Below are 15571 nucleotides of genomic sequence, written 5' to 3' on the forward strand. Positions count from 1 at the left end.
ATATCAGGAAAGAGGCCTGATGCCCAAGCCCCAAGGGTTGGACATCAGGCCTCTTTCATATGGTTTTCATAAAGATGGCACGAAACTGTCCCTAACCACCAGTTTTGCGGAAAGCCTCATGTGCAATCGTAGGAGCACATTCTTCTCAAACGGTGCCGGACCGATTGAAATAAAACCAGCATGCTTGCTCTTATTCTTGATGAGATCGTTCACATTACGATACTCAGTTACATGCATGCGCTCATCTTCCGCATGCTGGTAGCAAAAAGATTGCGGACCGCCCTCCCCTATTAGGAAAGACGGTCCGCAACATTTCGTAACGGATATAACGCAATACGTTAACGCCGGATGGATCCCTTGAATGGCTTATCCGGAGACAATGCGACACATCCCATATCAGTCCCTAGAACGTTCAGCGTAATTTCCGTGGGCTTCAAACAGCGCAACGTGTATTCCACTGTCTGATCCGTCCATGTCGCATCCACTTGGATTCCACCTCTTGCACGGAGCGCATGGAAGCTTCCCTCATGCCAATCCTCCGGCAGGGCCGGAAGAATGCGAATCCAGCCATCGTGGCTTTGGACAAGCATCTCCGACAAGGCCGCCGGGAATCCAAGGTTCCCGTCGATCTGGAACGGCGGGTGAGCGCATAATCCGCTGTCGTACACGCCTCCGCCCAGCAGATTGGTTTCAGCGTTCGCATCCACCGGCCGCAGGAACATGCCTATGATTCGTTTGGCATGCTCCGCATCACGCAGACGTGCCCACATGATCATGCGCCATACGATGCTCCAGCCGGAACCATCATCGCCACGCACTTCGAGGGATTTCCTAGCGGCTTCCTCCAGATGCGGAGTCTGAGACGTGATGCCTGCACCAGGATGCAGTTCGTAAAGGTGGGACAGATGACGGTGCTGTGGATCGGATTCGATGAATTCGTCGTTCCATTCGAGGATTCTTCCATCAGCTCCCAATCGCGTTTCAGCTAGTTGGGAACGGACGGATTCCGCTTCACGGACCAGATTTCTGTCCTCTTCGTCAAGGTTTTCCAGATCGTGAGAAGCCTGAATTAAATCATCAAGCAGATTACGCACGATGGCCGTTGCATTCTCACTGCTTTGCGCAACAGATACCGGTTCTCCGTTCACCAAGAAACAGTTCTCCGGTGATGTTGCAGGGGACGGGGCCAGTCCATGCTTTGTCTCCGATAGGAAATCCATGCAGAATCGCGCGTTGTCCCGCATGATCGGCCAGATGCGGGCCAGGTACGATGCATCCTGGTTGAACAAGTATTCATCGAACAGGTTCCGGCACATCCATGCCTGACCGAACGGCCAGAACGACCACATCGGGTCGCCGTTCGCAGGAAGGGCCCTGCGCCAGAGATCGACATTATGGAAGACCGCCGATCCTCGGCAGCCAAGAATCCTGTCAGCGGCGTCGTGCCCCGGCGCTAGCAGCTCCTCATTCATGGAGACGAGCGGCTCGATGAGTTCTTGGAGGGCACATGGGCCTGTCATCCAATAGTTCATCTCGACGTTGATGTTCGTCGTGTAGGCGCTGTACCAGTTTGGGAAGTCCTTATGGTTCCAAATCCCCTGCAGATTCGCCGGCTGGGTGTGTGGCCTGGACGAGGAGATAAGCATATACCGGCCGAAATCGAACATTGCCTCCGCCAGCATCTCCAGACGATGCGGTTCTTTGTTCTCATCCGAGCGAAGGATCGCCGAGAACGGTAGTTCCGTATCATCATCATGGGCTGAACCGAGATGGATGGCCACCCTGTCGAAATATCTGCGGTAGTCCGCGATGTGGCGGTCGAGCATGGTCTGCAGGTCGGTCGACCACTCGTCGATGGTTTTCTCCAGATGGTCGGCGATAACCGTCATGCTTCGTTCCGGCTGCTGGTCGCTTCCCTTGAATCCGCTCATACTGCGGAAGCGGAGCGATAATCCGTTGATGTTCGAACATTGCAGACTGTTGTCGTCCACGTTGATGTCGCCACCTGTGACGGTAAGGGAGAACGCACCGGCGTACGCCATTCCGGTTCCGTCCTGCTCATCTTCCCAAGGATTTTCGGAAGGATGAGGGAGGAGCCCGATGTTGAGTCCAGGCATCCGGCCCATGACGACGAGTGTGGCCCGATGACCGTCGGATACCGTTTCCAACGAGGCGCGCGACTGTTTGAGGAAAGTGCCGGCGACACTGATGTTCACATCAATCGGCGCATCCGATGACATCCTGTAGACCAACAGGTCATCGGGCTCGCTGCACCATGCGTCGACATGAACGTTGGCATCACCCATCTGGAATGTTTCACCGGCGAGCGCCCTTGCAAGATCCAGTTGGCGTTTCATGTTCTCACGTCCGCTTGCAGGGGTCGAGTACTGAATACGGGCCGTTCCGAATGGCTCGTAAATCTGTTCGTCCTTTTCCTGCAGTGTGGCTTCCTTGATGATTCGCGTGGCGGCGGTGTAATCGTCGCCGAATGCCGCCTGACGTGCCTTGGCCACAATCTCTGGCGTCACCGGCGAAGTTTCCGCGTGTGGATATCCAGACCAAAGAGTGTCATCGTTGAGATACAGCACGTCGGTTTCCGGTTCGGAGCACAGGACCGCTCCCATGCGTCCATTGCCGAGTGGGATACCTTCTTCCCAGCACGGAGAGATTCCATCGAATGTGAGTTTCATGGTGACGTACCGCCTTATATCCGCACCGCAGCCGCACGGCTGATCATTGGCGTAAACCTTGAATCATCCACATGAAGGGTAACCGAAGATACTTCGACATCGTCGAAGCGGAGTATCCTACGGTATCCCACTGTGCCGAACTGGCCGAGTACACACTCAGTACCGTCAGATAGCACACCAGTAACGCGCATATGTTCAATGCGCTGCCCATACTCTATGGCCTCTTCAACCACAACGGCATTGATCGTCGTCAGTTGCGGGAAAGTGAGCGTGACGGCAGGGGTCACGTCATTGGCGTCAGGAGACCAATACGTGTCCTGGTTCCCATCGATAAGTCGCATTGCAGTTTCGTCCGCACTGCTGGTCTTGACCTCGTAACAAGACGAAGCCAATGCTTTGCGGAATTCATTGATACGGCTTCCCAGCCCCTTGAGCGACTCCACATCCGGTTCTGCGAACAGTCCTTCTGGAGACGGAGGAATATTGAGCAGAAGCGATGAATTACCGCCGACTGCGGAAAGCCAGAGGTCAAAAAGCTGATCTGCGCTCATGACCTTGTCGTCTTCATACTTGTGATAGAACCATCCAGGACGAATGGAGGTATCGACCTCAGCTGGATACCAACAGATGTCATCCCCGTATCCGGAAACCGCCTCACGACTTCCCAGGTCGTCATCTTGAGAGCGAACCGTAGAAGCAAAGGATGCATCGTCCTCCTGCTGTGAATTTTCCATAGTCAGTTCCGCCGAACGCAGTCGTCGGGGCACGACGCTCCATTCGTTGTCACGTACATGTCCGGCTTCATTTCCAGCCCAACGAACATCGGGACCGCATACGGATATCACCGCATTGGGTTGAAGTGAGCGAATGACGTTGTAGTAACGATCCCAGTCGTAATACTGAGTCTTTCCGTTCTTGCCCTCACCATTGGCACCATCCAGCCATACGGAGAAAATCGGTCCGTATTGGGTGAGCAACTCAGTCAATTGTCCAACGTAGAAATCGTCATATGACTTGCCTTTGCCATAGGAGTCTTCGGTCCGATCCCACGGAGACAGGTATACGCCGAACTTTAGTCCATGACGTCTGGCTGACTCACTGACCTCACGAACGAGATCCCCTTTCCCACCCCTCCATGGCGAGGCGGCAATGGTATGCTGCGTGTAACGCGATGGCCACAGGCAGAATCCATCATGGTGCTTGCACGTCAAGATGACACCAGTCATTCCACCAGCTACCAGCGCATCCATCCACTGTTCCACATCTACATTCTGTGGATTGAACAGCGCCGGATCCTCATGTCCAAGACCCCATTCTCTGTCTGTCATGGTGTTCATGCCGAAGTGTATGAAGGCATACATCTCCATACGCTGCCAGACAAGCTGTCGCGACGAGGGACGTACGTTTGCGAGGTAATTCAAGTTGATACCATCATTTGTTGGATTGCTCATTTTTGCTCCTACACCGGAATTAACGGATAACGCCTTTTCTGATAATGATGTTCGCATACTGTGACTGCTCGCCTGTTGCAACGATGCAGTAGGCTTTTTCGGCCTCATCGTAAAAGGCGAACCGTTCCAGCATGCCAATAGCCGTTTGCCTGTCAGGCTCATGCTTGGCGATTACCTGACGATACCGATCCCATATCGGGGTGTCGACGGCGTCTCCAGGAACCTTATCCATCAAAAACACCGGATGCTCCGTATATTGATCCAACGGTATAAGCTGCATCACTGCATCAAGAAGTGGTTCGATGGGCTGACCGTCGTATCTGATCACATGGGAATGAGCCCCCAATGACTCAGCGGGAAAGTGGGCGTCCGCGAGAACTATAGTATCGCCATGGCCCATTTCACTGAGAATCTTCAATAAATCGGGCTGTATGATCGACGGTATCCCTTTCAGCATAGCTGCTCCTGCTTGTCTTCAGACTTATTTGATTGTTACTTGCCTAGAATGCTCTGGATATTGCGGTACTGTTCGTCGGTCAGCTGCACGGCGGGTTCATGGATGGACGTGTCGATTGGCAGTCCCTTCGCCTTGACCGCGCCCTTAATGGCGCTGATGAACAGGTCAGCAGTGTCGTACAGGCGCATCAGATAGGAAATGCGTTCAGCCGATTTGATGGCCGTGTCGTAATCGCCGGACTGCCATGCATGATGCAGGCTGACGAAAGTCTCCGGCTCCACATTGGTCAATCCGCACAGCACGCCATTGCCGCCGCTGATTCGGTTGACGGTGTAGTACTCGTCGAATCCGGACAGCACGCTGAACGATGGATTCACCTTACGAACGGTAGCGATGACCTTCCTGGTGTGGCTTATGGTGTCGACGGTGTCTTTGATGCCGATGATGTTCTGGTTCTCCGCTGCGAGATCCGCTACCAGCTCGGGTGTGAGGTCGTTGCCTGTCCTGGCTGGGAAGTTGTACAGAATGACCGGCAGCGTCGTTGCCTTGGCCACCGCAGAGAAGTAGCGCTTCGCGCAATCCGGGGATGGTCCGAAATAGTACGGGGATACTGCAACCAATGCATCGGCTCCGGCTGCTTCGCTTTCCGCCGCCAATGTTCTCACATTGTCTAGGTTGGTGTCTCCTACTCCGACGAGCACCTTCATGCGTCCGGCGACCTTCGAAACTGCGAAACGCACCGCTTCCGCCTTCGTCTTGACGTCGATGGCATAGAATTCTCCGATGCTGCCGAACAGCAGCACACCGTCGATGCCCGCGTCGATGAGATGATCAAGGTGCTTGCCCCAATTGTCGTAGTCAATGGTTCCATCCGCGTTCGTGATGGTGATGGAGGGGCAGAACACGCCTTCGAATTGGGCGTTGCAAGTCATGATATTTTCCTTTCGACGATATGGTAGGCGTTCCGCGCGTTATTGAGGAAGAAGTCGTCGTCTCCCGCGAAACGGTTGAGCAGAATTGACAGATGACTGTCGAAATCGGCATATAGACCAACGACAGGCCAATTCGACGCGTACAGCAACCGCTTGCTCGAGAACGCGGCTTGTGCGAGATCGAGCAAGATTGAGACGAATCGTAGGTCATCGGTTGGATACCCCGATACCTTGACATACACGTTTGGCAGCTCTCCGAGCCTATGCAGGGCATCGGATGAGGATTCGAGATTATGAAGATTGGATATGTTGCCCATATGGTCAACGATGACGGTTGCTTCGGGCACCTGCTCACAAGCCTGAGCAAGATCGCCAAGTTCATCCACCCGTACGCATGCGTCGAATGGCATGTTCTTATCGGACATAAGCTGCAAACCGCGGATGAAGTCATCTTGCAGGCACCGTCCCCGCGGCGATGTCGGCGTATGCAACGGCTCACGAACACCATGCGCGTACAGCGGCACGCGCATGGCCGGTCCGACGGTGGACCGCATAGATGTTGCCAACAGCAGAGGATCATGGTTTTCGGACAGCAGCCGATCTTCCAATGACGTATCGTCCGTGTCAACTTCCACATACACACCGCCGATGAAATTGACCGCAGCGTCTGGGTGGTGCTCATTGTATGAGGCATAGGCGCGTTTGAGACAGTCCATGTCGTAACGGCGGGTGATGGACCCATCCGTACCGTCGAGCCATGAAAGCGGTTGGACGGATGGGTCCCAGATATGGAAATGCGAGTCGATGATCCTCTGCATGTCGCGCGTCCTAGTCGAGTGCCCTATCGAGGTGGACGTATCCACCGTCGGGGAAGACCCATTGTCCGGTGGTGTGAGAGGACCTGTCGGACAGAAGGAAAACCACGGTGTCCGCGATTTCCGAAGTCTCGGTCATGCGGTGCCCAAGAGGAATCCTGTCGGTGATCTTCGCCAACTGCTCACGCTGCGCCTGCTCGTCGCCGAACGTCTTGATCCATTGCGCGTACAGCGGTGTCCACGCTTCGGCCACGACAACGGCATTGACCCGGACCTCGTCCGGGGCGAGAGCGGCGGCCCACTCGCGGGTCAGACCCAGAATTGCACCTTTTGCCGCAGCGTAGGCGCTAGTCTTGCCCTGACCGGTCAATGCGGTCTTGGAACCGATATTGACCACCGAGCCCTTGCTGGCCTTGAGCGCTGGCACGCACTGATGAACCAGCTCGTAATAGTGGGTCAGATTGCCATGAAGAGACTCCTCGAACTGACGCCATGACGTGGTCTCGAGCGCGAGGTTGTCGTTTCTGCCGGCATTGTTGACCACACCATCGATATGGCCGTATTTCTTCATGACCGATTCAACAATGGGGGCGATCTCATCAGTGTTGTTCAGATCAATCAGATAGGTGTCATACGAATCGGTGATCTGTTCGATATCCTGTCGGAATTCGTCGTCGGCACCATCCGAACGATTCAGCACCACTGGAATGGCGCCTTCTTCGGCCAGTCGCAGCGTTATGCCCTTGCCGATGCCTTTGAATCCTCCGGTGACAATAATCACCTTGTTCTTAAGATGCAGGTCCATCTCAGGTCCTTCCGACTAGTCCTTGTGCAGGTACTTCATGCATTCGTCGAGCTTCATCTCCGTGCCGTTGCCCGGAGCGAGCGGCGCGACGTATCGTCCGTTCTTGATGACGGTCGGATGTACGAAGTACTCATGCTGGTTGTCCACGTATTCGACGACGCGGTCCTCCATCTCGCCAGAGACGGACACATAATCGAACATCGCAAGCTGGCTGATGGCTTCGCACAGGCCGACACCACCCGCGTGAGGGCAGACCTTGACGCCGAACTTCTTGGCGAGCAGGTATTCGAGGACGATTTCCTGGGGGCCGGCGACTCGGGTCGCGTCAATCTGCATGACCTTGAAGCTGCCAGCCTGCAGGTACTGCTTGTACATGACTCGGTTCTGCATCTGTTCGCCGGTAGCCACCGGAATCGGATCGATGGCCTTCTGGATTGCGGCATGTCCAAGCACGTCATCCGGGCAGGTCGGTTCTTCAACCCACGCGAGATCGTAGTCATTGAATTTGCCGATCCATTCAATGGCCTGTGGCACATCCCAGACCTGGTTGGCGTCTACGGCGATGGCGATGTCCGGGCCGACCGCTTCACGGGCGAGCTTGAGCCTGCGCAGATCGTCTTCGAGGTTTTGACCGACCTTAAGCTTGATCTGCTTGAAGCCCATGACCTCGGTCTCTTGCTTGGCCAAACGGACCATCTTCTCGTCGGAATAGCCGAGCCATCCAGCTGCGGTTGAATATCCCGGATAGCCGACTTCCTTGAGGTGGGCGATGCGTTCCGCCTTGCCTTCCTGGGCGGCACGCAGAATCTCGATGGCTTCCTGCGGAGTGAGGGCATCGGTCAGATAGCGGAAGTCGAGAGTCGCAACTAGCTCTTCAGGCTCCATCTCGGAAAGGAGCAGCCAGAGCGGCTTGCCGGCGCGCTTGGCTTTGAGGTCCCACAGAGCCGAAAGCACGGCACCAATGGCCATATGCTCGACACCCTTCTCAGGGCCAAGCCAGCGTAGCTGCGAATCGCGCACGAACAGATCCCACGCGAGACGCATGTTGTCGAGCAGTTCCTCGACGTTACGGCCGATAAGGGTTTCAGACATGGAGTCGATGGCTCGGACGACGACATCATTGCCGCGGCCGATGGTGAAGACGAATCCGTTGCCGGAATCACCGGCATCCGTGGCGATGACAACATAGGCAGAGGAATAATCCGGATCGGGGTTCATGGCGTCGGAGCCGGAGAAGGTGGCCGATGTCGGGAATCGGAAATCATAGGTGGTGACTTTGGTAATAACGCTCACGATGCGCTTCCTTCTTTGGAAAAATGTTTAATCTCAAAAAGGGAGGGCGGCCATTCGGCCGCCCTCCCTAGCGGTGGCGGGCAACCGGATGTCAGTCGGCGTCAGTGGTGACCTTAAAGCCGTTGTCCTTGGCGTAGGTCTTGAGCTTCTCCTGAGCCTTGGCCATAGCGCCTACCATGTCACCGCCAACCTTCATTTCAGGAGTGATGACATCCTTGTATACGACTCCAACCTGAGACATGAACGGAAGATACTCCCAATCGGTATTGACCTTGTCCATGGACTCGAAGTAGACAGAGTTCACGTCAGTATTGACAAAGTATCCATCTGTCTCCTTCATATTGCGGATGTCTTCGCTGTCTTGGTAAGCGGAAGCTGCCATGAAGTAGTTGCCATGATTGTTATCCTGCCAAGACTGAATCGCTTCCTTGTCAGAATCGAGCCAATTGATGAAGGCAAGTGCTGCAGCCTGCTTATCCTTAGGACATGCCGCGGAAACACTCATCATGGAACCGACGGAGGAAGACTTGAAATCATCGGCAGAATCACCGAATGCAGGCGGCAGCGTTACCTGAATCAGACCCTTAAGAGATGGATTCTGTCCCTTGTAGGAGTTGCCTTGCCAGTTCTGAGAAATATAAGTGGCATAGGTACCCTCATTCGTGGCACGGTTGAACGCATCGGTCCAGCCTGGAGCAGCCTCCATGACCCCATCTTGAAGGCACTTTTGCAGGAATTCAATGAACTCCTTGGTAGTGCCAGAAGTCATGCTCAGGCTGATGTCATCGACAGAATTGACTTTCCAAGGGCGTGCACCAGCCGAACGCAGCAAATCCGTAAAGCAGGAGATATCGTTATTGATGAGGACACCCATGTACTTGCTGGGATCTTCCTTGTGGAGTTTGACGCCTTCTTCATAGAATTCCTGCCAAGTGGTTGGCACCTTGAGATTATGCTCGTCGAGAATGTCCTTACGCACATACATAGCCAAAGGAGTGGCGTCAGTCGGCACGCCCCACAGGCCACCAGCATAATGCACCTGGCTCCAAGCGGTCTTTGCATAAAGCTTGCTCCACGCCTTTTCGATATCATCGTTGGCGAAATTCAGCAGAGCTCCAGAAATAGCGTACTGTTCGAATCGGTCAGCACTCATCTGCACGACATCCGGAACATCTTTATTAGCAGCAACGACATTCTGGAACTTGGTGAAATGGTCACTTGCCGCGCCGGTGTTGGTGAATTTAATTTTGATGTGCGGGTACTTCTTCTGGAAAGCTTCAATCGGCCCTGCCATCTGCTTTCCGGAGAAACCCCATACGTTCAGCTCAACTTTTTTGGAAGTATCAGTGAGGGCGCTGTTAATATCTTCTACGGTGACTGCAGTTTTAGTGTCCTTGGCACCGGTACTTGAGCCACAAGCCGCAACGCTGGCTACCATAGTAAGCGCCGCCAGCGCACTGACGATTCTGGTCATCTTCTTCATGATTACTCCTTTGTGTGTCATGAATTACTGTCTTATTGTTGTTCTTTAAATGGATGTGGATGCCGCACGGTCATTAGAGCAACGAATGGGTGATCGTCAATAACCGTGCGGCGAGGGTTCACTGCTTGACTGCACCAGCCGAAAGGCCAGACTGCCAGTACTTCTGCAGGAACATGAATGCGATGATCAACGGAGCAACTGCAATGAGGCAGCCGGTGACAATATAGTTGTTCGGAATCTGACCGTCCGCAGTACCTTCGGCACCCATCTTCAACCACATGTTCAAACCGACCGTCATCGGGTAATCGTTGGTATCGGAGAGCATGATCAGCGGCAGGAAGTAGTTGTTCCAGACACCGACCAGCGTGAACAGCAGTACAGTGACGAATCCTGGAGACAATAGCGGGAAGGCAACCTTCCAGAAGATGGTCCAAGAATTTGCGCCATCGAGCTTAGCCGCTTCAAGGAGAGAAGTAGGCACCGATGTCTGCGCATAAATAATCATCAGGTACAGGCCGAACGGCGTGGCCAGCTGCGGAATAATCACTGCCCATGGGGTACCAACCAGACCAATCTTCGAGTACATGAGGAACAGCGGGACAGAGATGACCGTGGCCGGAATGGACATGAATGCCAAAGTTATCGCCAGCAGACTATTACGGCCGGGGAACCGCATTGTAGCAATGGCGTAACCTGCGAGAGTGGCGATGATAGTGGCACCAAATCCGGCGACAACTGCATACATCACCGTGTTAAGCAACCACCGCGCATATGTACCATGCTGATATGCAAGAGTTTCCTGAACATTCTGCCAGAACACATTCTTGTCATCGAACCATAGACCAAAGGAGCTAAACATGCCCTCGTTGGTCTTTGTTGCAGAGAAGAACACCCAAAGCAACGGCACGAGGCAGTAGATGACCATCATAGCCATAATGATGTGCAGCAGCCAGTTGAGCACACGCTGCTTGCCGGTCAGCTTTGGAGCTGCCTCACGCTGCTGCATACGCTTATAGCGTTGGCTTGCCTTGAGCGCCAGCTTGGCGTCTCTGCGCTGCAGCGACTTGGAACGTGGTTTTGCACTTGCTTCACTCATCACTTGTTCTCCCACTTATTGCCAATGACCTTCACAACTGCGACAAGACCCATAACGATGACACCAATCACCAAGGAGACAGCTGCAGCGTAGTTGAGGTTCTGGCCGTTGAACGCAAGGTTATATGCGTAGAGATTCGGCGTGTAGTTACTGGTGATCACATTCGGCGCGGAATTCATCAAGATGCTCGGTTCGTTGAACAACTGAAGCGTGCCAATCACCGAGAAGAGCACGGTCATCATAATGGATCCCTTAATCTGCGGAATCTTTACCGACCATGCGATACGCAGCTCGGATGCGCCATCGATACGAGCGGATTCGTATAGCTCGTTCGGAATGCCGATCAGTGCAGAATAATAAATCAGCATGTTGTAGCCAAGAGAACACCAAGTGCAGATGTTTGCGATGGCGAACAGCATAAGCTTTTCAGAAAGCATGTTCGGCGCAGTGGCCCCAATCATAGATGCAATCTGACCGACAAGGCCATACTTGTCGCCGTAAATGTATCCCCACATCAGTGCTGCGATGACGCCTGGGACGGCATAAGGCAGGAACAGCAGGATTCGCGGCACTGCGATATGGCGGATTCTCTGGGAATCCAGAATGAGCGCCGCCACAAGGGAGAGGATCAAATTGAGAGGAATCTGAATCGCCGCATAAATCAGCACTCTTCTGAAACCGCTCCACAGCGCTTCATCCTTAAATGCAGCTATGAAGTTATCGAAGCCCGCGAATGTGGTGCCGCCGAGAAGGGACTGCTTGAAGAAGCTGAGATAAAGCGCGTAGAACATCGGGATGATCATGCCGAATAGGAAGACCAACACGTATGGAAGACAATACAATATGCCTATGTACTCGCGCTTCGGCTTGCGCATCCCGGAAGTATCCGGTTTCGCCGTTGCATTTGTCATAGTTTTTCTCTTTCTTCTTAACCCGTCTGAATGAGCCTGCCAACAACATCGTTGCCATTGCCGTTTCATCCATCGGTACGTTCAATATACAAGGTTCTGCAAAAAAGAGCAAATAAAACTTCGCTGCGCGTGGCGAAATTTTCTTTATCTTGTTTTTCCACCTTAAAAAGGGCTTTATTGCAACGATATATGCATATCATGCCCATCAAGAAAACAGCGGGCAATCGATGTTCGCGACACCCATTTCCGCTATATAGGTAGCAACACGCCGATAAAAAATCTATTCTAAAGTAACGAAAATTTCGCTATTCTATAGGTAACGTTTTTGCAGCGTCGCGTACGAAAAGAGAAGGGTCATGACCACGATCAAAACAACAAACAGACCGAAGGTCTCCGATATCGCCCAAGCGGCGGGAGTATCCCCCGCCACCGTGTCCAAGGTCATCAACGGCCGTGATGGAGTCTCCGACGAGACCCGCGATAGGGTGGAACTGCTCCTCGAGGAAGCCGGGTTCCGTAAAAAACTTCCCACAACCAAAACCATGCGGTCAATCGAACTGGTCGTCAGCGAAATGACCAACAACGGATCCATGGAGATGGTCAAGGAGACAACTTCATACGCCAGAGAGTTTGGCATCGGCATCACCGTAAGCTGCGCCAGACCGGATTCCGAGGAATACTCAACAAGAAACGAGGCCAGCAGCTGTCTCCGTAACGCCATCGAACGCAACCCACTAGGCGTCATACTTCTCTTATCAAATATCTCATCGGCCGAGGAATCGCTACTGCAGACGAGGAACATCCCATATGTAATTGTCGATCCGGTCGGCCAGGTCTCCGCTGACGCATTGGGGGTGGGCATTGATAACTGGACCGGAGGAATGCTCGCCACGCAATATCTCATATCATTAGGGCACCGACGAATCGCCGTCATCACCGGCCCCACCAATTCACAATCCTCGCAAGCGCGACTTAGCGGATACATGGCGGCGCTGCAGAAAAACGGCATCAGCGCGGATCCGCATCTCATCAAGGTTGGCGACTACGTATCCGACAAGGCATACAAGGCGGCATGCGATCTCCTGGAAATGAGGGAGCAGGACCGACCGACCGCTATCTTCGCGTTCAACGATCTCGGCGCGATCAACGTCTATCGCGCCGCCCGACAGCACAGCATCAGTCTGCCCGAACAGTTATCGATCATCGGTTTCGACGATGTCTATCCTGCGGCAAGCATGTGTCCATCCCTGACGACCATCAGGCAGCCATTCGATCTCATCGCCAGACAATGCATCGATCTGATTCTCGAAGCGCGGGAAGGAAAGGTAGACCAGAATTACTTCATTCTTCCCACACAGCTCGTCGAACGTGAAAGCTGCACATCGCCATCACTGCTGTAACATGCAACGGCACTCAGAATCAGCTTCCGCGAAGCACCCATGCATATGCAATCCACCTCTGTCACAAGCATTTACTTCTGTTTACCAGATGAAAATACAAAAGAAGCGACGAAACCGGCGAAACCCCGCACCAGAGGGATGCTTACAATGAAGCCACAACGGAACAAACGGCTCCACACGAAGCATGAACCAACAAACGAAACGACGAGCCGCGTGAAAGGAAGAAAAAATGCAGAACAACACCTTCGACCAGATCGCCAACGCCAACACCGTTTCCATGGATGCCGGCCTCAGCCAGTTCGCCTTCGCCAAGGCCTCCTCCACCTTGTTTAAGAAGGCTTTCAGCAAGTAAGATTCCATAAAAGTCTTTATCAAACGCCTCGGCTGCTGTGATGAACCGGTCCAGCAGCCGAGGCGTTCCCATATACCTTGGACCGTCCGGCGACAAATCGAAACAAATCGTATTTACGCGCCAACCAATTCGAGCATCTGCGGAATGCTCTTCTTGCCGAACTCGACCCGCTGCGTGCCGTCGGCCCGTGTGATGACGATGCAGGGCACGCTCATCGCACCATAATGGTCCCTAAGCTCGGGGAAGTGCGCAACATCGTAGGCCTCGGCGCGCACGGCCGGGTTCAGCGAGGCGATGCGCTGGGAAGCAAGCACGGTCTCCGGACACATCATGCAGGTGAGCGAGACGAGAATCATGATATTCAGCGGGCTTGCAATGGACTTTGCCCGTTCGATCAGATCATCGCCCAACGGCTGACCGGGACCGGCCGCGTTGTACAGGCCCAGCACGAACGAATTGAATTCATGGCCGGAGGGCACGCCATGGAAGGCGAGGCCGGTCGGCTTGCCATCCACCACCATGCGCACGCATGGACGTGCTGCCGGCAACACGTGTTCCACGTCGAATACCGCACGCCCCGTATCATCCTTCTCGTACTCACCATCGACCACTACCGATTTCAGCTTGCCATCGGATAACGCGACCATCGCATCAATGAATCCCCGCAGTTCCGTGGACAGCGGCGTATCATCCAGTTTCAAAGCAAGCGTGACCGGGCGAGACATACGGTTAAAGACCACGTTGAGCTGCTGTTTGGTGGTGTCGGAGAACAATTCGCCGGGCTTCCTGACGGCGTTTGCTGCGTCAGCGGCATCGGTGCTGCGTTTGACGGGTGCCGGTGCGGGCGTGGTGTCAGCCAACGAGGCGACATCTGTCTTCGCCGTGGACTGCTCGTAGACGCAAGAGGTCGGGCGCTGTGGTATCAAACCGGTTTTCTCGCTCATCCGCTTGGCATACCGTTCCAACTCCACCGCGGCAATAGCACCATCGGCGGTGGCAGTAACAACTTGCCGCAGGTTTTTGGCCCGCAGATCACCGGCCGCATACACGCCCGGCACCGATGTTTCGAGATAGCCGTGCGTGACCACGTAACCATAATCGTCCAGTTCCACCACGCCGCGCACCAGATTCGTGGCGGGCACATATCCCGCGAACACGAACACGCCGAACGTGCCACCGTCAGCAGGTTTCCACGTTTCGGTCTGGCCGGTGGCCCGGTTCAGGATCGTAGCTTCACGCAAACCGCCTTGACCGGCAGTGACGCCTTGCAGCTCGACTTGGTAACGCACGTCGATTTTTGGATTGTTTTTGGCTGCGGCGGCCACCGTGGCGTCGCAAGTAAAATCCTGTTCCCGCACGAGAACGGTGACTTTGGAGGCGTATGTGGTCAGGAACACGGATTCCTCGGCTGCTGCGAACCCTCCTCCGACCACCAGTACTTCCTTGCCGGTGAAGAATTCGCCATCGCAGGTAGCACAGTAGGCCACACCGCGGCCAGCGTATTCGGATTCCCCTTCGAACCCTAGTTTGCGTGGGCTGGCGCCGGTGGCGATGAGAATACCGAAAGTCTTTAAGTCGCCGCGTGAAGTATGCACGGTTTTAACGTCGCCATGCACGTCGAGGCCGATGGCTTCGGCGGAAAGGAATTCAGCGCCGAAGTCCTGCGCCTGTTGACGCATGGTCTGGGTAAGCTCACGGCCAGTGGTGCGGCCGACACCCGGATAGTTGACCACCTCATTGGTGATGGTGATCTGTCCGCCGAAATCGTCTTTCTCGAGAATCAGCACGCGATATCGGGCGCGGGCCAGATACAATCCCGCCGTCAGACCAGCGGGACCGCCGCCGACAACTATGACATCATACAAATCATTTCGAGACATAATGAA

At 54.2% G+C, this 15571-nt stretch carries 13 protein-coding genes; 2 read left to right on the forward strand and 11 right to left on the reverse strand.

Annotation, left to right across the window (positions count from 1 at the left end; all coding sequences use genetic code 11):
• Positions 1–338: 338 nt before the first annotated feature.
• The 10 genes from CE153_RS02105 to CE153_RS02150 form a co-directional block, all read right to left on the reverse strand.
• On the reverse strand, positions 339–2690 hold the full coding sequence (locus CE153_RS02105; protein WP_099594978.1) for a glycosyl hydrolase family 95 catalytic domain-containing protein: 2352 nt from the start codon (positions 2688–2690) through the stop codon (positions 339–341).
• 14 nt (positions 2691–2704) lie between these two features.
• Positions 2705–4141, reverse strand: a complete 1437-nt coding sequence (locus tag CE153_RS02110) for an alpha-L-fucosidase (RefSeq protein ID WP_099594979.1) — start codon at positions 4139–4141, stop codon at positions 2705–2707.
• A gap of 19 nt (positions 4142–4160) precedes the next feature.
• Positions 4161–4598 (reverse strand): L-fucose mutarotase, encoded by a 438-nt coding sequence (fucU, locus tag CE153_RS02115; protein ID WP_099594980.1) that lies wholly within the window; start codon positions 4596–4598, stop codon positions 4161–4163.
• A gap of 35 nt (positions 4599–4633) precedes the next feature.
• The gene (locus CE153_RS02120) at positions 4634–5530 is read right to left on the reverse strand and encodes a dihydrodipicolinate synthase family protein (protein WP_099594981.1); all 897 of its coding nucleotides are present in this window, start codon (positions 5528–5530) and stop codon (positions 4634–4636) included.
• The gene (locus CE153_RS02125) at positions 5527–6348 is read right to left on the reverse strand and encodes an amidohydrolase family protein (RefSeq protein ID WP_099594982.1); all 822 of its coding nucleotides are present in this window, start codon (positions 6346–6348) and stop codon (positions 5527–5529) included. The genes CE153_RS02120 and CE153_RS02125 overlap by 4 nt, the downstream gene beginning before the upstream one ends.
• A gap of 10 nt (positions 6349–6358) precedes the next feature.
• The gene (locus tag CE153_RS02130; RefSeq protein WP_033501880.1) at positions 6359–7150 is read right to left on the reverse strand and encodes an SDR family oxidoreductase; all 792 of its coding nucleotides are present in this window, start codon (positions 7148–7150) and stop codon (positions 6359–6361) included.
• 15 nt (positions 7151–7165) lie between these two features.
• On the reverse strand, positions 7166–8443 hold the full coding sequence (locus CE153_RS02135) for an enolase C-terminal domain-like protein (RefSeq protein WP_033501881.1): 1278 nt from the start codon (positions 8441–8443) through the stop codon (positions 7166–7168).
• Between the two features lie 91 nt (positions 8444–8534).
• On the reverse strand, positions 8535–9926 hold the full coding sequence (locus tag CE153_RS02140; protein ID WP_236824429.1) for an ABC transporter substrate-binding protein: 1392 nt from the start codon (positions 9924–9926) through the stop codon (positions 8535–8537).
• Positions 9927–10044: 118 nt separating this feature from the next.
• Entirely contained in the window at positions 10045–11022 is a 978-nt protein-coding gene (locus CE153_RS02145; protein ID WP_033501883.1) for a carbohydrate ABC transporter permease, read from the reverse strand.
• Entirely contained in the window at positions 11022–11933 is a 912-nt protein-coding gene (locus tag CE153_RS02150; RefSeq protein WP_099594984.1) for a carbohydrate ABC transporter permease, read from the reverse strand. The genes CE153_RS02145 and CE153_RS02150 overlap by 1 nt, the downstream gene beginning before the upstream one ends.
• Before the next feature lie 356 nt (positions 11934–12289).
• Here CE153_RS02150 and CE153_RS02155 point away from each other — a divergent pair, with 356 nt between their 5' ends.
• Both CE153_RS02155 and CE153_RS09080 read left to right on the forward strand, forming a co-directional pair.
• Entirely contained in the window at positions 12290–13333 is a 1044-nt protein-coding gene (locus CE153_RS02155) for a LacI family DNA-binding transcriptional regulator (protein WP_039199574.1), read from the forward strand.
• A 229-nt stretch (positions 13334–13562) separates the two neighbouring features.
• On the forward strand, positions 13563–13685 hold the full coding sequence (locus CE153_RS09080; protein WP_260847210.1) for a hypothetical protein: 123 nt from the start codon (positions 13563–13565) through the stop codon (positions 13683–13685).
• A gap of 113 nt (positions 13686–13798) precedes the next feature.
• Here CE153_RS09080 and CE153_RS02160 read toward each other — a convergent pair whose 3' ends face one another.
• A complete protein-coding gene (locus CE153_RS02160) occupies positions 13799–15565 on the reverse strand; it encodes an FAD-dependent oxidoreductase (protein ID WP_442861959.1) in 1767 nt (588 codons plus the stop codon).
• Between the last annotated feature and the right edge of the window lie 6 nt (positions 15566–15571).

Source organism: Bifidobacterium sp. N4G05 (genome assembly GCF_002742445.1).
GTDB lineage: Bacteria > Actinomycetota > Actinomycetes > Actinomycetales > Bifidobacteriaceae > Bifidobacterium > Bifidobacterium hominis.